Annotated in this window: 17 protein-coding genes; 10 read left to right on the forward strand and 7 right to left on the reverse strand. The window is 70.5% G+C overall.

Annotated elements, in window-relative coordinates:
• Both ABQ271_RS12810 and pxpA read right to left on the reverse strand, forming a co-directional pair.
• Entirely contained in the window at positions 1 to 1,542 is a 1,542-nt protein-coding gene (locus ABQ271_RS12810) for a 5-oxoprolinase/urea amidolyase family protein (RefSeq protein WP_349309118.1), read from the reverse strand.
• Positions 1,536 to 2,291, reverse strand: a complete 756-nt coding sequence (gene pxpA, locus ABQ271_RS12815) for a 5-oxoprolinase subunit PxpA (RefSeq protein WP_349309119.1) — start codon at positions 2,289 to 2,291, stop codon at positions 1,536 to 1,538. The genes ABQ271_RS12810 and pxpA overlap by 7 nt, the downstream gene beginning before the upstream one ends.
• Positions 2,292 to 2,423: 132 nt before the next feature.
• Here pxpA and ABQ271_RS12820 point away from each other — a divergent pair, with 132 nt between their 5' ends.
• Both ABQ271_RS12820 and ABQ271_RS12825 read left to right on the forward strand, forming a co-directional pair.
• Positions 2,424 to 3,260: an alpha/beta hydrolase gene (locus tag ABQ271_RS12820; RefSeq protein WP_349309120.1), complete on the forward strand. Its 837-nt coding sequence runs from the start codon at positions 2,424 to 2,426 to the stop codon at positions 3,258 to 3,260.
• Positions 3,261 to 3,359: 99 nt separating this feature from the next.
• Complete coding sequence (locus ABQ271_RS12825) at positions 3,360 to 3,881, forward strand: YcxB family protein (RefSeq protein ID WP_349309121.1); 522 nt, start codon at positions 3,360 to 3,362, stop codon at positions 3,879 to 3,881.
• Positions 3,882 to 3,948: 67 nt separating this feature from the next.
• Here the strand turns inward: ABQ271_RS12825 and ABQ271_RS12830 are convergent, their stop codons facing one another.
• The 3 genes from ABQ271_RS12830 to ABQ271_RS12840 are packed head-to-tail and all read right to left on the reverse strand — an operon-like array spanning position 3,949 to position 6,765.
• A complete protein-coding gene (locus tag ABQ271_RS12830; protein ID WP_349309122.1) occupies positions 3,949 to 4,812 on the reverse strand; it encodes a site-specific DNA-methyltransferase in 864 nt (287 codons plus the stop codon).
• Entirely contained in the window at positions 4,809 to 5,858 is a 1,050-nt protein-coding gene (locus tag ABQ271_RS12835) for a biotin/lipoate A/B protein ligase family protein (RefSeq protein WP_349309123.1), read from the reverse strand. Before ABQ271_RS12835 ends, ABQ271_RS12830 begins: the two co-directional genes overlap by 4 nt.
• Before the next feature lie 4 nt (positions 5,859 to 5,862).
• The gene (locus tag ABQ271_RS12840) at positions 5,863 to 6,765 is read right to left on the reverse strand and encodes an alpha/beta fold hydrolase (protein WP_349309124.1); all 903 of its coding nucleotides are present in this window, start codon (positions 6,763 to 6,765) and stop codon (positions 5,863 to 5,865) included.
• A gap of 73 nt (positions 6,766 to 6,838) precedes the next feature.
• On the opposite strand from ABQ271_RS12840, the gene ABQ271_RS12845 reads away from it, so the two are divergent.
• Together ABQ271_RS12845 and ABQ271_RS12850 are read left to right on the forward strand one after the other, a co-directional pair.
• The gene (locus tag ABQ271_RS12845; protein ID WP_349309125.1) at positions 6,839 to 7,285 is read left to right on the forward strand and encodes a MarR family transcriptional regulator; all 447 of its coding nucleotides are present in this window, start codon (positions 6,839 to 6,841) and stop codon (positions 7,283 to 7,285) included.
• Positions 7,282 to 8,646 carry an MFS transporter gene (locus ABQ271_RS12850; protein WP_349309126.1) on the forward strand — a complete coding sequence of 455 codons (1,365 nt, stop codon included), beginning with the start codon at positions 7,282 to 7,284 and terminating at the stop codon, positions 8,644 to 8,646. Before ABQ271_RS12845 ends, ABQ271_RS12850 begins: the two co-directional genes overlap by 4 nt.
• Before the next feature lie 92 nt (positions 8,647 to 8,738).
• Here ABQ271_RS12850 and ABQ271_RS12855 read toward each other — a convergent pair whose 3' ends face one another.
• Together ABQ271_RS12855 and ABQ271_RS12860 are read right to left on the reverse strand one after the other, a co-directional pair.
• Positions 8,739 to 11,150: a glycoside hydrolase family 2 TIM barrel-domain containing protein gene (locus tag ABQ271_RS12855; RefSeq protein ID WP_349309127.1), complete on the reverse strand. Its 2,412-nt coding sequence runs from the start codon at positions 11,148 to 11,150 to the stop codon at positions 8,739 to 8,741.
• Positions 11,147 to 11,833, reverse strand: coding sequence for a TetR/AcrR family transcriptional regulator (locus tag ABQ271_RS12860; protein ID WP_349309128.1), 687 nt, complete (start codon positions 11,831 to 11,833; stop codon positions 11,147 to 11,149). The genes ABQ271_RS12855 and ABQ271_RS12860 overlap by 4 nt, the downstream gene beginning before the upstream one ends.
• 183 nt (positions 11,834 to 12,016) lie before the next feature.
• Between ABQ271_RS12860 and ABQ271_RS12865 the strand changes: the two genes are divergently transcribed.
• The 6 genes from ABQ271_RS12865 (at position 12,017) to ABQ271_RS12890 (ending at position 20,870) form a co-directional block, all read left to right on the forward strand.
• Positions 12,017 to 13,546, forward strand: a complete 1,530-nt coding sequence (locus ABQ271_RS12865) for an ABC transporter substrate-binding protein (protein WP_349309129.1) — start codon at positions 12,017 to 12,019, stop codon at positions 13,544 to 13,546.
• A 63-nt stretch (positions 13,547 to 13,609) separates the two neighbouring features.
• A complete protein-coding gene (locus tag ABQ271_RS12870) occupies positions 13,610 to 14,551 on the forward strand; it encodes an ABC transporter permease (RefSeq protein WP_349309130.1) in 942 nt (313 codons plus the stop codon).
• Positions 14,548 to 16,422 (forward strand): dipeptide/oligopeptide/nickel ABC transporter permease/ATP-binding protein, encoded by a 1,875-nt coding sequence (locus ABQ271_RS12875; RefSeq protein WP_349309131.1) that lies wholly within the window; start codon positions 14,548 to 14,550, stop codon positions 16,420 to 16,422. Before ABQ271_RS12870 ends, ABQ271_RS12875 begins: the two co-directional genes overlap by 4 nt.
• On the forward strand, positions 16,419 to 17,276 hold the full coding sequence (locus ABQ271_RS12880) for an ATP-binding cassette domain-containing protein (protein ID WP_349309132.1): 858 nt from the start codon (positions 16,419 to 16,421) through the stop codon (positions 17,274 to 17,276). The genes ABQ271_RS12875 and ABQ271_RS12880 overlap by 4 nt, the downstream gene beginning before the upstream one ends.
• 76 nt (positions 17,277 to 17,352) lie before the next feature.
• Complete coding sequence (locus ABQ271_RS12885) at positions 17,353 to 19,761, forward strand: glycoside hydrolase family 3 C-terminal domain-containing protein (protein ID WP_349309133.1); 2,409 nt, start codon at positions 17,353 to 17,355, stop codon at positions 19,759 to 19,761.
• Positions 19,758 to 20,870, forward strand: a complete 1,113-nt coding sequence (locus ABQ271_RS12890) for a serine hydrolase domain-containing protein (RefSeq protein WP_349309134.1) — start codon at positions 19,758 to 19,760, stop codon at positions 20,868 to 20,870. The genes ABQ271_RS12885 and ABQ271_RS12890 overlap by 4 nt, the downstream gene beginning before the upstream one ends.
• The last annotated feature ends 8 nt before the right edge of the window (positions 20,871 to 20,878 follow it).

The following is a 20,878-nucleotide window of genomic DNA, read 5'->3' on the forward strand; positions in this document are numbered from 1 at the left end:
TCACCCGCGGGGGCTTGCGCTCCGGAAGAGAAGATGAGAGCCGGGCCGCGCCTGTGCCAGCGCGGCGCGGCCGGCCGCGGTGACGACGCCGATGACGGGATAGCCGCCGGTCACCGGGCCGTCGGGACCGAGGACCACGGGAAGACCGTCGGGCGGGACCTGCACGGCGCCCGGCAGCATCCCCTCGCTGGCGAGCTCGCGGGACCCGGCATCCGATGCGCGCTCCAGCGGCGGTCCGTCGAGACGGATGCCGACGCGATCCGCACGGGCTCCGACGACCCACCGGGTGTCGAGCAGCGACCGCCGCGCCGCGGGGGTGAACCAGTCCGCCCGGGGGCCCGCCGCGACGGGGACGACGATCGTGTCGGGCGGCGGCGTCCACGGCCAGAGGTCGACCGCGGGGACGGGATGCCGCGCGGCATCCGACGTCGCGATCTCGTCGCCCGCGCGAAGCGACTCCGGTCCGATGCCGGCGAGGGTGTCGGTCGCGGCGGAGCCGAGCACGGGGTGCGTTGCCACTCCCCCACGGACGGCGAGGAGGGCGCGGACTCCGGCGCGGAACGCGCCGATCTCCAGCTCCGTCCCGGCCGGCCATCGCTGCGGGCGGTACGGGTCGACCTCGCGGCCCGCGACGCGGATCGGCCCCCACGCTCCGGTCACCGCGATCCAGAGGTCGCCGGACGCGGTCGCGCGGAATCCGCCCACGGTCACCTCGATCGCCGCCGCATCGGGCGTGTTGCCGACGAGCCGGTTGGCCGCGGCGAACGCCGGGCGATCCGCCGCGCCCGAGAGGGCGATTCCCTCGGCCAGCCGACCGGGGCGACCGGCATCCTGAATCGTCGCGAGCGCGCCCGGGTCGGTGACGGTGAACGCTCTCGGAGCGAGCGGCCGGGTGAGCACGCCGGCGGCGGCGACGCTCGCGGCCGCCACGCGCCGAAACCGCACCCGCGTCCCGGGGCGCAGCAGCACGGGACGCTCCGCGTCGGGGTCGAAGAGCGGTGCATCCGTCGTGCCGATCAGTTGCCAGCCGCCGGGGGTCTCGCGGGGGTACGCGCCGGTGAAGCCGCCCGCGAGCGCCACGGCCCCGCGCGGCACTCGGGTGCGCGGTGTCGCGCGGCGGGGGACGTCGAGGTCCCAGTCCTCGCTCGTGAGGTAGCCGAACCCGGGGGCGAACCCCGTGAACGCCACCGTCCACCGCGCCGCGAGGTGACGTTCGACGAGGTCGTCGACGGTCAGCCCCAGAAGGGATGCCGTCTCGGCGAGGTCCGCGCCGTCGTACGCGACGGCGAGCTCGACGTCCGCGGGCGGGACGCTCGCTGCGGGCGGGCGGGGCGCGGCATCCGTCCCTCCGATCCACGCACGGGCGGAGGAAAGGGGAAGGACGGACGGATCGACGTGGACCAGCACCGTCCTCGCCGCGGGGACGAGATCCCGCACCCCGCGCGGGCGCGTCTCGGCCAACCGCTCGTAGAGGCTCAGGATGTCCGCGAGCGACTCGACCTCGACGAGGAGGGCGCTGTCGCCGAACGGACGGATCACCACGGGGCGCGGATCCCGATGCCCGCAGCGTCGAGGGCGGCGCGGACGGCCCGGGCCATCGCGACCGATCCGGGGGTGTCGCCGTGGAGGCAGAGGGATGCCGCGGCGACGCGGATCATCGACCCGTCGACCGCCTCGACCACACCGTCCCGCACGAGCGTCACGGCTCGCGCGGCGACCGCGGCGTCGTCGTGCAGCAGGGCGCCCGGCTCGGTGCGCGGCACGAGCGCGCCGGACGGGAGGTACCCGCGGTCGAGGAAGGCTTCGACGACGAACGGGATGCCGCGATCCTCGGTCGCGCGGGCGATGGCCCCCGGCATCCCGAGCACGGGAAGCGGACGGCCGAGGTCGCTCGACGCATCCGCGACGGCAGCAGCGACCGCGCCGGCCGCCTCGGAGTCCGCCGAGACCGCGTGATAGAGCGCGCCGTGCGGCTTGACGTAGCGGAGGTCAGCGCCGACAGCGGCGAGCGCAGCGATCTGCTCCCGCACCTGCTCGCGGAGGAGCGCCGGGGGGACCGCGAGCGCCACGCGGCCGAACCCCGCGCGGTCGACGAAGGACGGGTGAGCCCCGACAGCGACCCCCCGCGCGGCTGCGCGGCGGACGGCATCCGTCATCGAAACGGCGTCGCCCGCGTGACCGCCGCACGCGACGGAGGCGCTCGAGACGACGGCGAACATCGCCTCATCGTCGGCGGTGGGGACGCCGTCGACGGTCTCACCGAGGTCCGCGTTCAGGTCGATCGACGCCATGAGGCCACGGTACCGGCGAGGCGATGGTGAACGGCGGGCGAAGCATCCGTCAACCTGTGCGCCGTCCGAGGGTGACGGCCGTAGCGTCGGGGATGTCGCCGGAGGTCCGCTCCGGCCGGAAGGAGTACCGCTGTGGCGTACATCACCGTCGGGACCGAGAACTCGGTCGACATCGACATCTTCTACACCGACCAGGGGTCGGGTCAGCCCGTCGTGCTGATCCACGGTTTCCCTCTGAACGGCGAGTCGTGGGGCAAGCAGCAGGCCGCGCTGCTGGATGCCGGCTATCGGGTCATCGCGTACGACCGACGCGGCTTCGGCGCGTCGACCAAGACGGCGTCGGGCTCGGACTACGACACCTTCGCCGCCGACCTGCACGCCCTCGTCGAGGAACTCGAACTGACGGATGCCGTCCTCGTCGGGTTCTCGATGGGCACCGGCGAGATCGCGCGGTACCTCTCGCGCTACGGCGCAGACCGCATCGCCAAGGTCGCCTTCCTCGGTTCACTCGAGCCGTGGCTCCTGAAGACCGACGAGAACCCCGACGGTGCGGGCGATCAGGCGTTCTTCGACGGCACGGCTGCGGCGGTCGCCGAGGACCGGTACGCGTTCTTGACCGGGTTCTTCCAGAACTTCTACAACCTCGACGACAACCTCGGCACTCGCATCTCGCAGGAAGCAGTCGACGCCTCGGTCGCCGTCGCGAACCAGGCCGGCAACGCCGCCATCGCCGCCGCGCCCCTGACGTGGCCGACGGATTTCCGTGCGGACATCCCCGCGGTGACGGTTCCCGCGCTCATCGTCCACGGGACGGCGGACAACGTCCTCCCGATCGACGCGACCGCACGTCGATTCCGTGAGCTCCTGCCCGAGGCGACCTACGTCGAGATCGAGGGCGCCCCGCACGGCCTGCTCTGGACCCACGGCGCCGAGGTCAACGAGGCACTGCGGGGGTTCCTGCAGGCCTGATGCCTCCTGCCGGCAGCCCGCCCGTCGCCGGGTGGGCTGCCGGCGCTGGTGCGTGGGCAGGCCGCATGCCACGATGAAGGCACGAGCGAGGGGGTCGCCATGGCGGATGCTGCAGTGCAGGAGACGACGACGGGGAAGTCGATGGTCATCAACCGTGCGCTGACCGCACGGCTGGCACGCGACCATCAGCGGACGAAGGAGCCCGGGCTATGGGCGGCCGGGATCGCCCTGTTCCTGCTGCTCGGCGTCGGGATGTTCGCCCTGAACGGCAACTTCCGCTCCCTCGTGATCGCCGGGTTCTGGGCCGTGATCCTCGTCATCGCCCTCTTCTCCGTCCGCCGGATGGGGTCGCAGAAACTCACCCGCGTCATCGAGGGGATCTACCCGCACGGAGACCGCCTCACCGTCGCGGCGACCGACGCCGGCCTGACGGTGACCACCTCGGCCACGAGCCTCACGGTCGCGGCATCCGCCATCTGGCGCGTCTCGACGGCGCCGAACTCGGTCATGGTGCGGATCACCGGACTCACGGGACCGGCGATCATCGTGCCGCGGGAGCTCCTCGACGACGCCGACGTGTCGCGCCTGCGCGCTGCGGCTCCCCGCATCCGTCGCCCCTGACGACGCTCCCCTGTCCCGAACCGCGCCCGCCGACGGCGCGTCGTGACAGGCGAGCGGATGCCGGGGCTCAGCCGACGACGACGGCCTCGGGGATGCGCGCCTGCATGACGGCGAGCGCGTCGGGACTGTGGTCGACGAGGACGGCGTCACGGCCGAGCGCATGGGCGACCGCACCGGTCGTGCCGGACCCGGCGAAGAGGTCGAGCACGCGGTCGCCGGGACGGCTCGACGCCTGCACGATGCGGCGCAGGATCCCCTCGGGCTTCTGCGTCGGGTAGCCGGTCTTCTCGCGCCCGGACGTGGGGACGATCGTGTGCCACCAGACGTCGGTCGGCAGCTTGCCGCGCGCGGCCTTCTCGGGCGTGACGAGACCGGGCGCCATGTAGGGCTCTCGGTCGACGGCATCCGAGTCGAAGAAGTACGCGGACGGGTCCTTCACGTAGACGAGGATCGTGTCGTGCTTGCTCGGCCAGCGCTTGCGGGACTTCGCACCGTAGTCGTAGGCCCAGATGAGTTCGTTGAGGAAGCAGTCGCGGCCGAAGACGGCATCCAGCATCACCTTGGCATAGTGCGCCTCGCGGTAGTCGAGGTGCAGGTAGAGGGTGCCGTCGTCGGCGAGCAGCCGCCACGCCTCGCGCAGCCGCGGCTCGAGGAAGCCCCAGTAGTCGTCGAACCGGTCGTCGTAGAGCTTCAGCGCGCCGCGGGTGCGGGCGTAGGACGTGCCGCGGAATCCGCCCTTGACCGGGCCGCCGGCCGGTGCGGGCGCGTCGGGGTCGGGCTGCAAGCCCTCCGTGCGGACCGCGGACTCGATCGCGCGTTCCTGCGTGCGCCCCGTGTTGAAGGGCGGGTCGAGGTAGACGAGCGTGAACGACGCGTCCGGCAGTCGCCGGGCGACCTCGAGGTTGTCGCCGAGGTGGATCTCGACGGTCACGGAACGCGGCGGAGCCAGGCGTCCGTCGAGAACTTCGACTCGACGAGTGCCTCGGCTTCGGCGTACTCCTCCGCGGAGATCGACCCCGGCTTCGCGCCGTAGAGCGAGGTGAAGGTTTCGATGAAGCGCTCGATGATCTCGGCGCGCGGCAGGCCGGTCTGACTGCGGAGGGGGTCGACCCGCTTCGCCGCGGAGGCCGTGCCCTTGTCGGAGAGCTTCTCACGCCCGATCCGGAGGACTTCGGTCAGCACCTGGCCGTCCATGTCGTAGCTGAGGGTCGCGTGGTGCAGCACTCCCCCGTTGGCGAGACGCTTCTGCGCGGCGCCGCCGATCTTGCCCTTCGACGACGCGATGTCGTTGAGCGGCTGGTAGGTCGCGTCGATCCCGAGCGAGCGGAGCGCGTGCAGCACCCAGTCGTCGAGGAAGGCGTACGAGTCCGCGAAGGTGAGCCCTGCGACGAGGGATGCCGGCACGTACAGCGAATAGGTGACGATCGACCCCGCTGCCATGAGCATCGCTCCGCCGCCGGAGATCCGGCGGACGACCTGGAAGCCGTGCTTCGCGGCGCCGTCGGGGTCGACCTCGTTGCGAAGGGACTGGAACGAACCGATGACGACAGCGGACTGATCCCATTCCCAGATGCGGAGCGTGGGTGTCCGGCGACCGTCGCCGACGCGAGCGGTCAGGACCTCGTCGAGCGCGAGGTTCATCGCCGGCGAAACGGCCTTCTCGTGGATGACCTCCCACTCGAACTCCGACCAACCGGGCGCGACGATGAGTGCCCGGCGGACGGCGGTGGCGACGGCCTCGGGCGTGAAGCCCAGCAGCTGGGCGCCCTCGGGGAGCGCACCGCGGACGGCGGCCGCGATCGTCGCGACATCGGCCTCAGTGGGCAGGCCCGTCACCGCCGCGTCGATGTCGGCGAGCGCGTCGTCGGGTTCGAGGAAGAAGTCGCCTGCGAGGTGGAAGTCCGCGATGCGGCCGTCCTCCACCTCGAGGTCGACGACGACCAACTTGCCGCCAGGGACCTTGTACTCGCCGTGCATGGTCTTATTCTCCCGTGTCCGCGGCGGGCGCGGGTGCACTGTCGGCGACGGATGCCGCATCCCGGCGCGCGATGCGCGCATCGAGCCAGGCGACGAGGTCGGCGAAGGCCTCCGGGGCACAGCGCTCGTTGAAGATCTCGTGCCGGGCGTCGGGGTAGACGAGCGTCGTCACGTCGGTCAGCCCGGAGCGGGAGCGGTAGGCCTCGGCGAGGCGGTGGACGCTCCGCGGGCCGCCGACCGGATCGTCCCGGCCGACCAGGAGGAGCACGGGAAGGGCGACGCCGAGGTCCTTGCGGGGCTTGCCGATGAGCCGCAGCGTATCGAGCGGCCCGAAGAGCTTCGGGAGGGGGACGAGGGTCGTGAGCGGGTCGTCGAGGAAGGCGCGGCCGACCGCGGCATCCGTCGAGAGCCACTCGGCCCCGGTCGCACCGGGTCCCGCCCAACGCTTGTTGAGAGGCGCGGCGTTGAGGGCGCCGGGCCAGAGGAGGGACGACCCGGAGAGGACGACGGCGTCGTAGGCGCGCGGGTCGAGGTTCACGAGCTTCTGCGCGAGGAACGAGCCCCACGAGTGCCCGAGAAGGACGAGCGGCAGCCCGGGGTTCTCGTCGCGGATGATCTGGGTGAACTGCTGCAGGCCGGTGACCGTGGCGCGAAGGCCGCCGGCTCCGAGCCGCCCGAGACGAGAGTGGTCGCCGCCGTGCTGGCGGAGTCCGGTGCGGCCGTGGCCGCGGTGGTCATCGGCGTAGACGGTGAAGCCGTCGGCCGTGAGCGCGGCGATGACGCCGCCGTAGCGGCCGGCGTGCTCGCCGACGCCGTGGAGGAGTTGGACGACGCCGCGCAGTGCCCCTTGGGCCGGATGGACGTCGTAGACGATCGCGATGCCGTGTGCATCGATGAACTCGGGCATGGGTCGAATCCTAGGGGCCGGGAGAGCTCTCCTCCCAGCCGTTAGCCAAACTAATGAGCTATGCTAACGATCTATGAGTAGCGCACCCGACGACACGACGACGGATCTGGCCCATGCGGCATCCGATTTCCGCATGGCGACGTTCCGCCTCGCTCGTCGCCTCCGGTCGCAGCGTGCGGTCGACACGATGAGCGACGGTCAGTTCGCCGTCCTCGCCGCCCTCAACGTCCACGGGCCCCACACCCTCGGCGAGTTGGCGGAGCGGGAGCGCGTGTCGGCACCGTCGATGAACCGGACGGTCAACTGTCTCGAAGAACTCGGGTATCTCACCCGCACCCCCGACGAGAACGATCGGCGGAAGGTCGTCATCGACCTCACGGAGCCCGGGCGCGACGTCGTCGTCGAGACCGTCCGCCGCCGAGACTCGTGGCTCGAGCACGCCTTCGAAGAGCTGTCGGCGTCGCAGCGCGCCACGCTCGCCCGGGCCGCCGCGATCATGCAGGAGGTGGCCGGCCGATGAGTTCCGCCATGTTCCGTTCGTTCTCGGTGTTCAACTATCGGGTCTGGTTCATCGGCGCCCTCGTCTCGAACGTGGGCGCCTGGATGCAGGCGACCGCCCTCAGCTGGGTCGTCCTGACGCAGCTGACCGACAACGACGCGACGGCCATGGGCATCACCATGGCGCTGCAGTTCGCGCCGCCGCTGCTGCTCGTGGGCGTCACCGGGCTCGTGGCCGACCGGTTCGACCGCCGCAAGCTGCTGTTCTTCACGCAGGGCTCGCTCATGCTGCTGGGTCTCACCATCGGCGTCCTGCTGCTGATGGGCAGCATGAACCTCTGGACCATGTACGCCTTCGCCTTCGCGCTCGGCGTCGTCGCCGCCTTCGACAACCCCACGCGCCAGGCGTTCGTGTCCGACCTCGTCGCCCGCGAGAACGCATCGAACGCGGTCGCCCTGAACGCGGCATCCTTCAACACGGCCCGCATGATCGGGCCCGCCGTCGCGGGCCTCGTCATCGTCGCCGTCGGCACAGGGTGGGTGTTCCTGCTCAACGCCCTGACGTTCCTCGCCATGCTGATCGCCCTGAGCCTCATCCGCAGCGCGGAACTCGCGCCCCGGCCGAAGCTGCGGAGCGCCGCGCGGATGGCGGACGGCCTGCGTTACGTCGGCGGCCGACCCGACCTCATCGTGACCTTCATCATGGTGTTCCTGCTCGGCGCGTTCGGCATGAACTTCCCGATCCTCGCCTCGACGATGGCGATCGAGTTCGGGCAGCAGGCCGACGGGTACGGCATCCTCAGTTCGATCCTCGCCATCGGGTCGCTCGCGGGAGCACTGCTCGCCGCGCGCCGCGACCGCGCACGGCTGCGCCTCGTCATCGGCGGGCTCGGACTGTTCGCCGTCGCGTCAGCGCTGTCGGCGGCGATGCCGGTCTACATCGCCTACGCCGCGACGCTCATGCTCATCGGGTTCGCCACGGTCACGACGCTGACCACCGCCAACGGCTACGTGCAGACGACCACCGAACCGGCCCTTCGCGGCCGGGTGCTCGCCTTGTACATGGCGATCCTCATGGGCGGCACCCCGTTCGGCGCTCCCATCGTGGGCTGGGCGGCCGACGAGTTCGGCCCGCGCGCCGCGATCCTCCTCGGTGCGGCCGCCGCCCTCATCGCCTTCGCCGTCGGCGGCGGGTGGCTGCTGTTCTCGGGTCGACTCCACCGTCACGAGTCGCGTCGCTTCGCAGTGACGATCGACGAGACCCGGCCGATCAGCGTCGTCGCTCCCGAGGAGTTCAGCGACGAGGTCGCCGCGACTACTCCGATCCGACTGCCCGGTGCCGACACGGCGACCCCGAAGGATGCCGCGGCTCGACGGACGTGACCGCCGCCGCCTCGGCGGTTCCGGGGACCCCACGTGCCGTTCGCGAGGCATCCGAGCGACATGAAGCGTCCCTTGAACAGCGGCAGCCCGCGTCAGACGCCGCGCACCGCCGCGCGAACGTCCTCGTAGCCGTCAGCCGATGCGGTGATGACGACCTCGCCCGGCCCGTCCACGCGGACCACCGCGAGCACGCGACCGTCGTACGTCGTGTACGAGGAGGCGCCGAACGACTCCTCGGTGCGCGCCCGCCCCGACCCGAGACCTGCCAGGACAGCCGGGCCCGAGACGGAGACCTCGACCGGCAAGTCGCGGTCGGCGACGGCGATGCCGTCGTCGTCCGCGAGGGTGATCGCGACGAAAGCGAGCCCGCCGACCGCGACTTCGTCGCGTTCGGCGCGGACGTGGAGGCGCGGGGTGCCGGCGGCGCGGAGGACGTGCCTGCCGATCTCCTCGCCCGCGCGCCGGGCGACGGCGACGAGCTCGCCGGGGCGGAACTCGGTCTCGAACCGGGCGATGAAGGCCTTCTCGACGCCGACGGCCGCCGATCCGATGCTCCTGCCATCGAGCAACAGTTCGACCTCGTCGGCGTCCGCATACACGTCCACCGTCACCGGGGCGCCCGGCGCGGCATCCCAACTCCACGTCGACACGGTGTCGGTCCACGACCACGGTGTCGTCTCGGTCGGACGGCCATGATGCTGCGGACGGTGGACGGCGATGTAAGGATCGGTGCGCAGGCCGTAGACGACCTCGCGGTAGTACGAGATCGTCCGACGGTGACCCGTGATGTCGATGTCTCCGGACTCGGCGAGACGGTAGGGGTAGGGCCCGGCGGTGCCGGTGGACTCGTACCCGGGCTCGTCCGTGTAGTCGACGCGGCCGATCCCGGCCTCGCCGAGGTAATCCCACCCTGTCCAGGTGAAATCCCCGATCACGTGCGGCAGCTCCGTCACGAGCGACCACATCACGTCGATGCGCTGCGGGAAGGTCTCGGATCCGACGATGATGCGGTTCGGGTGGTCGACGGCATCCTGCCGGTACCGGGAATCCGCGTAGTTCAGGCCGACGATGTCGAGCACCGCGGCGGACTCCTCGATCGAGGCGCTGACCAGCGGCGAGGCGTTCATGAGTCCCATCGCGTCGCCCATGTTCGCCATCATCGTGTTGGCGTCCTCGACCTGCTCGCGCGCCTCCGCCATCCTCGGCAGGTTGGCGATGACGCCGTTGATGCCGTTCGTCACGAAGCGGGTCGGGTCGAGGTCACGGACGCGCTCGGCGAGCCGGCGGCTCCACGTGGACCCGACCGGGGTGCCGAGCTCGAGGATCTCATTGCCGATCGAGTACATGACCACGCTCGGATGGTTGCGGTCCTTCGCGATGAGACCGGCGACATCCCGCTTCCACCGCTCGGGGAAGGTGGTCGTCGCATCGTGCGGCGCCTTCGCCCGGGTCCACGCATCGGCGAGCTCGTCCATCACGACGAGACCGTGACGATCGCACGCATCGAGCATGGCCCGGCTCATCGGGTTGTGGGCGCTGCGGAGGGCGTTGAACCCGGCAACCTTCAAAAGACGTACGCGACGGTCCTCCGCGTCGTCGAAGGTCGCCGCCCCGAGAGGGCCGTTGTCGTGGTGCACGCACGCGCCGCGGAGCTTCACGGTCCGCCCATTGATTCGCAGACCGTTCCGCGGGTCCAGCTGCAGAGTCCGGATGCCGAAGACGGTGACCTCCTCGTCGAGGACGGCACCGGCGGCATCCGTCACCGTCGTCCGGAGGGAGTAGAGGTGCGGATGATCGGGGTGCCAGCGGAGCGGCCGATCCACCACGAGGCGAGCTCGGGCGACGGCATCCGTTCCGGGGAGGACCGTGACCGGAGAGGAGCCGGATGCCGCGACCGTGCCGGTGGGCCCCGTCACCGTCCAGGCCATCCGCGTCTCGCGCGTGTGCCGCGTCGCGTTGCGGACGGCGACTGCGACCGCGACGACGGCGCGCTCGTCGTCGACGTCGGGCGTGGTCACGACCACACCGTCCTTCGCGATGTGTACCGGATCGGAGACGACGAGGTGGACGGGCCGATAGATGCCTGCTCCGCTGTACCACCGGCTGTCGCGGTGCGCTCGCGCTTCGACGGTGAGCGTGTTCGTCTCGCCGAAGCGCAGGAACGGGTCGAGCTCGGCGGAGAAGCCGGCGTAGCCGTTGGCCTCGTGCGTGACGACCTCACCGTTGAGGAACACGACGGCGTCGCGGTAGACGCCCTCGAACTCGATGCGCACCGTCTTGTCGCGCCAGGACTCCGGAACCTCGAGCGGGCGGACGTACTCGAACGCTCCGCCGGGGGTGTACCCGCTGTGGACGCCCTGGACCTCCGAGGCCGAGCGCGGGAGGTCACGGAGCGCGTCGTGCGGGAGCCCGACGGCGACGGGACCGGCGCCGTCGGGGTGGGATTCGAAGGGGCCGAGCTTGGGTGCGACGGTCCAGCCGTCGTGCAGCGTGGTGCGGGTCATGAGGGGGTGTCCTCCGCGGGGTCGTCTTCTTCGGCGCCGGAACCGCCCGGCTCGGCATCCCAATCGATGTCGGCGAACGTCATGAACAGCGCTCGGAGCTCGTCGGCCATGTCGAGAACGGAGCGATCAAGCAACCACTGGATCTGGAGACCGTCCATGAGCGCGATGATCGTGATCGCTGCGCGCCGAGGCGTCATCCCGTGGCGGAGACGACCGTCGCGCTCGAGGTTGGTGAGCGCGCGCTCGATGGTGGTGCGCGTGAACGCGTACCGCCGGACGAAATACGCGTGCGCAGGATGGTCGGGCGCCGTCGCCTCCGCGGAGAGCGTCGCGAAGAGTTCGACGACCCCGGGGATCGACATGTTGTACTCGGCGAGGGTGATGAGGCCGCGGAGGACAGCCGCGCCGTCCTCCGAGTCCGACGGCACGATCGAGCGCGCACGGTCGTCCTTGGCCGCGAGGACCGCCTCGAGGAGCGCGCTCTTGTTGCGGAAGTGGTGGAGCAGACCGGCTTCGCTCATGCCGACGCGGACCGCGATCTCCCGCAGCGATCCGGATCGGTAGCCGGAGCCGGAGAAGACCTCCAGGGCCGCGTCCAGGATCGCCTGTCGCGTCGCCTCCGTCTTGGCATACGTGCCCCGTCGCCGCACGTGCGCCGGCGCTATCGAGTCCGTGTTCGTCATCACCATCGATTCTCTGAGACCGCTCCCGTGAACGATCATCGGGGCCAGTTTGCACGGTTCGATAACAAAAACCTAGCGATGGCTAGATTTTCATTCTGAAAACCTAGTGCCCACTAGAAATTGCTGCTAGCGTCCGGGCCAGAGCGATCCGCAGGGGTATCGCCACCCGAAATGAGGACAATGATGTTCCGATGGAAGGCCACAGCAGCCGTCGCCGTCGTCGCAGCTCTCGCACTGACCGGATGCGCCGGTGGAGACACGACGAACACCAGCGGTGAAGGAGGGAAAGCCGATCGGCTCACCCTCATCTCGATCGCCGCGCCGACGAGCTACGACATCGGCGCCGGCGCCGAATGGGGTAACCGCAGCGAGTTCTTCGAGGCCGTGTTCGACACGCTCCTGCGCAAAGACTCCTCCGGCGAGATCCAGCCCAACCTCGCCACCAAGTGGGAGTACAACGAGGACAACACCGTCCTGACCCTCACCCTTCGCGACGACGCGAAGTTCACCGACGGCACGGCGGTCGACGCCGACGCAGTCGTGGGCAGCCTCGAGCGCTTCCGCGACGGCACCTCACCGCAGGCCGCCACCCTCGCGGGCAAGGAGTTCGCCGCCCCCGACGCGACCACCGTGACGATCACGCAGGACGCTCCCGACCCCTCGCTCGAGAACCTCCTCTCGATCGCCCCCGGCCTCGTCCAGGCACCGTCGAGCTTCGACGACGACAACTCGGCGACGGCGCCGGTCGGCTCGGGCCCCTACATCCTCGACACCGCGTCGAGCGTCACCGGCACCACGTACAACTACACGGCCAACCCCGACTACTGGAACAAGGACGCCGTCAAGTACGAGAACCTGACGATCAACGTGATGGAAGACACCACAGCGATCCTCAACGCCATCCGTGCGGGCGAAGCCAATGGCGCCAAGATCGCGGACAACAACACGATCGCCGATGTCGAAGCCGCGGGCTGGACGATCGAGTCCAACGAGCTCGACTTCCAGGGGCTGCTGCTGCTCGACCGTGCCGGCACGATGGCGCCCGAGCTCGCCGACCTCAAGGTCCGCCAGGCGATCAACATGGCGTTCGACCGTGAGGCGCTCCTGCAGTCGCTGCAGAGCGGGTACGGCTCCGTCACCGAGCAGGTCTTCCCCGAGACGTCCGCCGCGTACGACGCTGCGCTCGACAGCACCTACGCGTACGACCCGGATGCCGCGAAGGCCCTCCTCGCCGAGGCCGGCTACCCCGACGGGTTCACGCTGAACATGATGTCGACGCCGGCTTTCCAGACAACGTTCGACCTGGTCGCCCAGCAGCTGTCGGACATCGGGATCACCGTCAAGTACACCGACCCGGGCGCGAGCAACTTCATCACCGACATGCTCGCCCCGAAGTACCCGGCGACCTGGATGGCGCTGGAGCAGAACCCCGACTGGCAGTTGATCAACTTCATGATCGCGCCGAACGCCACGTTCAACCCGTTCAAGTACCAGGACGACACCGTCGACGGATACATCGAGACGATCCAGCGGGGCACCGAGGAGGAGGCCACGGCCGCCGCCAAGGAGCTCAACAAGTACATCGTCGACCAGGCCTGGTTCGCGCCGTTCTACCGCGTGCAGGGTTCGTTCGCGACCGACGCGACCACGGACCTCACCTTCTGGCCCACCAACGCCTACCCGTCGATCTTCGACTTCGCGCCGAAGAACTGATCGATCCGTCGGGTGGCGGCGGCCCCGTCGCCGCCACCCGACGACCACTCTCGGGAAGGCATCATGCTGTCATTCATCATCAGGCGCGTCGTCTCCGGCGTCGTCCTCGTCGCGGTCATCTCCGCGCTCTCCTTCTTCCTGCTGTACGCAGGAGGCGGTGACATCGCCCGCCGCATCCTCGGTGAGAATGCGACCGCCGAGACGGTCGCAAAGAAGACCGAGGAACTCGGGCTCAACCGCCCCCTCCTCGTGCAGTTCGGCGACTGGCTCTCCTCCGCCCTCACGGGAAACCTCGGTCGCAGCTGGTTCACCGGCGAACTGGTCAGCGTCAGCGTGAGCACCCGCCTCGCGGTCACACTGTCGCTCGTGGTCGGCGCCACCCTCATCTCGGCCGTCATCGCGATCGTCCTCGGCGTCCTCGCGGCCCGCCGCGGCGGCGCCGTCGACGGAGCCGTCCAGCTCGTCTCCCTCGTCGGCTTCGCGATCCCGGGCTTCCTCATCGCCCTCATGCTCGTGCTCGTCTTCGCCGTCAACCTCCAGCTGTTCAAGGCAACCGGGTACATCCCCATCGGCACCTCGCTCACCGGCTGGCTCTCGTCGGTGACGCTCCCGATCACCGCCCTGTCGATCGGGGCGATCGCCTCCGTCGCGGTGCAGGTGCGCGGGTCGGTCATCGATGCGACCTCCCGCGACTACGTCCGCACCCTTCGAGCGCGCGGGCTCAGCGAGCGGTCGGTGATCTACAAGCACGTGCTCCGCAACGCCGGCGGCCCCGCCCTCGCCGTCCTCGCCCTGCAGTTCGTCGGGCTCCTCGGCGGCGCCGTCGTCGTCGAGCAGATCTTCGCGATCCCGGGGATGGGGCAGCTCAGCGTCCGCTCGACGGTGCTCGGCGACATCCCCGTCGTGATGGGACTCGTGATCGCATTCGCGATCCTCGTCATCATCGTCAACCTGCTGATCGACCTCGCCCAGGCCGCTCTGAACCCGAAGGTGAGACTGTCATGAGCGAACTCTCCACACCCCTCGCCGTGCCGGCTCCCGGCAAGGCACCCGTCAGGATGAACCTCTTCCGGCGCATCCTCAAGCGCCCCCTCGGAGTCGCGGCAGCCGCCTTCCTGCTCCTGGTCGCGATCATCGCGATCATCGGTCCGCAGTTGGCTCCCCTCGACCCGAACTACGTCGACATCCGCAATGTGCTCGCCGCACCGGGCGGCCCGAACCTGCTCGGCACCGACTCGAGCGGCCGCGACGTGTGGTCACGCCTGCTCGCAGCCACTCAGACGAGCATCGCCGCCGCTCTCCTCGCCGTCGTCGTCGCGATCGTCATCGGCGTCATCAGCGGCCTCATCGCCGGCTACTACCAGGGCTGGTTCAACACGGTCGCGACGTGGATCACCGAGCTGAACATGGCACTGCCCGGCATCGTCGTCCTCCTCGCCGCACGCGCGGTCCTCGGGCCCTCGGTGTGGACATCGATGTTCATCTTCGGCCTGCTCCTCGCCCCCTCGTTCTTCCGGCTCGTCTACGCGGCGGTCACGGCGGTACGAGACGAGCTGTACGTCGATGCGGCCCGAGTCTCAGGCCTCAGCGACACCCGCATCATCGGGCGCCACGTCCTCTCGGTCGTGCGGGCGCCGATCATCATCCAGGCTTCGGTGATCGCGGGCATCGCGCTCGCGATCCAGTCCGGACTCGAGTTCCTCGGGCTCGGCGACCCGCAGGTGCCCACCTGGGGAGCGATGCTCAGCGACGGCTTCAAGAGCATCAACCGGACGCCGTTCCTGCTGATCTGGCCGTCCATCGCCATCGCCCTCGTCTGCATCGCTCTCACCCTGCTCGCCAACGTCATGCGCGACGAGCTCGAGCGCACCGTCTCGGTGCGCCGCAAGCGCCGCCGCGCCGTGTCGACGGCGACCGGATCGATCGCCGCTGTGACCACGTCGATCTCGACCGGCGGCGGAGACCCCATCGAAGACCTCGACGAACTGCCGGTCATCGAGAACGCGGAGGTCATCCGCCACCCCGAGGACGCGCGCAGCAAGGCGAGCGAGAAGGTCCTCGAGGTGCGCGACCTGAAGGTCGGCTACGACCAGCCCGACGGCTCGCACATCGAGGTCGTCCACGGCGTCTCGTTCGACATCCGCCGCGGCGAGGTCCACGGCCTCATCGGCGAATCGGGATCGGGCAAGACCCAGACCGCCTTCGGCGTGCTGGGACTCCTCCCCCGCGGCGGTCACGTCACGGGGGGCTCGATCCTCTACGAGGGCACCGAGCTCGCCGACGCGAACGACCGGGCGTACGCCGGCATCCGCGGCAAGCGGATCGGGTACATCCCGCAGGAGCCGATGAGCAACCTCGACCCGTCGTTCACGATCGGCAGCCAGCTCGTCGAGCCGCTGCGGGCGCACATGGGTCTGTCGAAGAAGGATGCCACTCAGCGCGCGCTCGATCTGCTCGCCCGCGTCGGCATCCCGCAGCCGCAGCGCACCTTCGAGGCCTACCCGTTCGAGGTCTCGGGCGGCATGGCCCAGCGCGTGCTGATCGCGGGGGCGGTGTCGACCGATCCCGACCTGATCATCGCGGACGAGCCGACCACGGCGCTCGACGTCACGGTCCAGGCAGAGGTACTCGATCTGCTCCGAGACCTGCAATCCGAACGGAACATGGCCATGCTCCTGGTGACGCACAACTTCGGCGTCGTCGCCGACCTCTGCGACCGGGTCACGGTCATGCAGAACGGCCGGTTCGTCGAGCAGGGCCCCGTCCGGGCGATCTTCAACGACGCCCGCCACCCCTACACCCAGGCACTGCTGGACGCGATCCTCGACGAGGGTCCCGCCCGCGGTCCGCTCGTCACGAAGGGAGCACGGGCATGACCGCTCCGCTGCTCGAGGTCACGGATCTCGTCGTCGAATACCCCGGCAAGGGTTTCCGCGCCGAACCGTTCCGCGCCCTGAAGGGCGTCTCGCTCGACATCCTGCCCGGCGAGACCGTCGGCCTCGTCGGCGAGTCGGGATCGGGGAAGACGACCCTGGGCCGTGCGGCGCTCGGGCTGGCACCCGTCACCGGCGGCACGATCACCTACGACGGGCGCGACATCTCGCATCTCACCCGACGTCAGCGCCGCACGCTGACCAGTGAGATCCAGGTGGTCTTCCAGGACCCGTACTCGTCGCTCAACCCGTCGATGACGATCGAGGAGATCCTCATCGAGCCGCTGAGGGCCGCCGGCATCGCGAAGACGACGGCACGGACCCGCGTGCGCGACCTGCTCGACCAGGTGGGCCTCCCCGCCGACGCGCGCGACCGGCTCCCACGCGAGTTCTCGGGCGGGCAGCGGCAGCGCGTCGCGATCGCCCGCGCGCTCGCGCTGGAGCCCCGACTGATCGTCTGCGACGAGCCCGTCTCGGCGCTCGACCTGTCGACGCAGGCACGCGTGCTCGACCTGTTCGTCGAGATCCAGGAGCGCACCGGCGTCGCCTATCTGTTCGTGACGCACGACCTCGCCGTCGTGCGACACGTCAGCCACCGCGTCGCCGTGATGTACCGGGGCGAGATCGTCGAGTACGGCGACGGCGACCGTGTGACCTCGGAACCCGAACACCCGTACACCCAGCGGCTCTTCATGGCCGCTCCGGTGCCCGACCCGGACAAGCAGGAAGAACGTCGCGCCGCGCGACGCGCCTTCCTCGCCTCCGAGGCCGCGGCATCCGCTCCGGGCGCCGCCTGACCGGATGCCGGCGCGCCGACTCTCGCGCGCCGGCATCCACCACCCCTTCTTCTCACTTTCGATCACAGGAGATCGCATGACCGCGTCCACCGACCACCTCCGCCCGCTTCTCGAGAAGCTGACCCTGGAGCAGAAGGCCGCGCTCGTGCAGGGCGCGGATTTCTGGACCACCGTCCCGATGCCCGAGATCGGCCTCCGTGCGATGACCCTCTCGGACGGCCCCGCCGGTGTCCGCGGGCCCCGCTGGGACGAGCGCGATCCGTCGCTCAACATGCCGTCGGGCTCGGCGCTCGCCGCGTCGTGGGATGTCGACCTCGCGCACCGCTACGGTGCCGCCGCGGCGAGCGAAGCCCGCCGGAAGGGCGTCGACGTCGTGCTCGGCCCGACCATCAACCTCCACCGGTCCCCGCTCGGCGGGCGCCACTTCGAGTGCTTCTCGGAGGACCCGCAGCTCACCGCCGACCTCGGCGCGGCGTACGTCCGCGGCCTGCAGGACAACGGCGTCGCCGCGACGCCCAAGCACTACGTCGCCAACGACTCCGAGACCGACCGCTTCACGGTCGACGTGCAGGTCGGCGAGCGCGCGCTCCGCGAGCTCTACCTGGCCCCGTTCGAGGCGACCGTCGAGGCGGGCGCCTGGAGCATCATGAGCGCCTACAACGCGGTCGACGGCGTGACCATGACCGAGAACGACCTGCTCGAGACCCCTCTCAACAGCGAGTGGGGTTTCGACGGTGTCGTGATCAGCGACTGGACCGCCGTCCGCTCGCTCGATTCCGTCCCCGCCGCCCAGGACCTCGCCATGCCGGGGCCGGCACCCGCCTGGGCGGACCTCGTCGCCGCCGTCCGCGACGGTCGCGTACAGGAAGCCGACATCGACCGCAAGGTCCTGCGCCTGCTGCTGCTCGCCGAGCGCGTCGGTGCGCTCGAGGGCACGGCGCCGCTCGAGACGACGCCGATCGACGGCGTCGCGTTCGTCCGCGAGGCCGCTGTCGAAGGCTCCGTCCTCCTGCAGAACAACGGCGTCCTGCCCCTGGATGCCGGTGGTCTCCGCCGCGTCGCGGTGATCGGCCAGAACGCCCGCGACGCCCGCACGCAGGGCGGCGGCTCGGCCACGGTGCTGCCCGAGCGCACCGTGTCGCCGCTCGCCGGCATCCGTGACGCCCTTCCCGATGCCGACATCGTCTACGAGATCGGTGCTGTGGTCCAGGAGGGTGTCGCGGAGCTCCCGCTCGAGCAGATGACGAATCCGGTGACGGGTGGGCCCGGCCTCCGGGTGACGTTCCTGGGCGCCGCAGGCGAAGAACTGTTCACCGAGGACCGTCGGGCGAGCGCACTCGTCTGGTTCGGTGGCGACGCCCCCATCGCCGCCAGCCGCACGGTCATCTTCGAGACCCGCTACACCCCGGATGCGACGGGGGAAATCGAACTCGGCTTCGCCGGTGGCAGCCGGGCGCGCGTCCTGGTCGACGGCGAACTGCGCATCGACGACGCCCCCGTGATCGAGGGCACGGACCTCGGAGCGGCGTTCTTGAACCCGCCGTCGCTGACGACACCGGTGTCGGTGACGAGCGGCATCCCGATCGACATCCGTGTCGAGATCTTCCCCGCCGACGCGGGCGCGCTCGCCGGCGCCCTGTCTGCCACCGTCGGCATCGCTCCCGAGCGGACCGATCCGGCCGAGCTGATCGCCCGTGCGGTCGACGCGGCGCGGGCGGCTGAGATCGCGATCGTCGTCGTCGGCACGAACGCGAAGGTCGAGTCCGAGGGCTACGACCGCGAGAACCTCGATCTGCCCGGCCGCCAGGACGACCTCGTCCGCGCCGTCGCGGCGACCGGGACCCCGGTCGTCGTCGTGGTCAATGCCGGCTCCCCCGTCGTCCTGCCGTGGGCGGGCGACGTCGATGCGATCCTGCAGGGCTACTTCGGCGGCCAGGAGTTCGGCAACGCGGTCGCCGACGTCCTCACCGGCGCCACCGAGCCCGGCGGCCGCCTCCCCACCACCTGGCCCGCCGCACTCGCGGACGTGCCGGTGACGCAGGTCACCCCCGACGACGGTGTGCTGCGCTACACGGAGGGCATCCACATCGGCTACCGGGCGTGGCTGCGCTCGGTAGCCGAACCCGCCTTCGCCTTCGGGCACGGCCTCGGCTACACCTCGTGGGAGTGGGATGACGCGGTCCGCCGCGGCGACCAGCTGACCGTGAGAGTCCGCAACGTCGGCGATCGCGCCGGCAAGCACGTCGTGCAGGTCTACGCCGAGCGCCCCGAGTCCACGATCGAGCGACCGGTCCGCTGGCTCGTGGGTCACGCCGTCGTGCGAGCGGATGCCGGGGCCACAGCGACCGCGACGATCGATCTGCCGACGCGCCGGTTCGCGCACTGGGCCGCCGGCTGGGAGGTCGAACCGGGCGTCTTCACGCTGCGGATCGGGGCCTCGGCCGTGGACCTTCCGCTCTCGTTCGAGTGGGAGGCCGGAGCATGACGCGCCTGCAGGGAACCGTCGACGAGCGCCTGACCGGCATCGCCGACCGCCTCGAGGGCTGGCTCGCCGCCGACCCCGATCTGTCGTTCCAGGTCGCCGCCCGTCACAACGGCGAGGTCGTCCTCGACGCCTGGGGCGGCCCGCACCTCGACCGCGATTCGGTCATCGTGCCGTACTCGGTGACGAAGAACACGATCGGCCTCGCGATCGGATTGCTCGTCGAACGCGGCGAGCTCGACCTCGACGAGCGCGTCGCGACGTACTGGCCGGAGTTCGCCGCCAAGGGCAAGGGCGCCGTCACGGTCCGCCAGCTGCTCTCGCACCAGGCGGGTCTCCCCCAGGCCGACACGGTCCTCACGTGGGACGAGCTGCTCGACCACCACGCTGCGGCGGATCGCCTCGCGGCATCCACTCCGTTCTGGCACCCCGGCAGCGCGTTCGGCTATCACGCCATCACGATCGGCAACCTCGGCGACGAGCTCGTGTACCGCGTGACGGGGCGGACGCTCCACGACTTCTACGAGCAGGAGATCCGCGCCCCGCACGACGTCGACTTCTTCCTCGGCCTGCCCGAGGATCACGAGGAGCGTCGCGCGGCCGTCCTGCCGATGATCCGCCCGGTCTCGGACACGGCCCCGCGGGAGATGTCCGCGCTCGGCCCGCTCGTGTTCGGTTCCACGCCCGGCGACGTCGACCTCGGCAACTCGCCGCAGAGCTGGCGCTACGGCCACCCGGCCGGCAGCGGCACGGGCAGCGCCCGCGGGCTCGCGCGCCTGATGGCCGCCGCCGTCACCGGCGTCGACGGCGGGCAGCCGTTCCTCTCGGCGGACACCGTCGCCACGATCGGGCAGCAGCAGGTCCGCGGGTACGACGAGGTGCTGCACCAGTACGACCGCGCTCACGCGATCGTCTTCCAGAAGCCGTCGCAGCAGCTCGCTTTCGGCGGCCCCCGCGCCTTCGGTCACGACGGCGCGGCCGGCGCCCTCGCGTGCGTCGACCCCGACACCGGTGTCTCCTTCGCATGGACGATCGCGCGCGGCCCCTGGCCCGGGGGCGCGGATCCCCGCGCCGTTGCGCTCGCCGCGGACCTCGGCCGCCGCCTCCGCTGACTCCTGAG

It is taken from the genome of Microbacterium sp. MM2322 (genome assembly GCF_964186585.1).
Classification (GTDB): domain Bacteria; phylum Actinomycetota; class Actinomycetes; order Actinomycetales; family Microbacteriaceae; genus Microbacterium.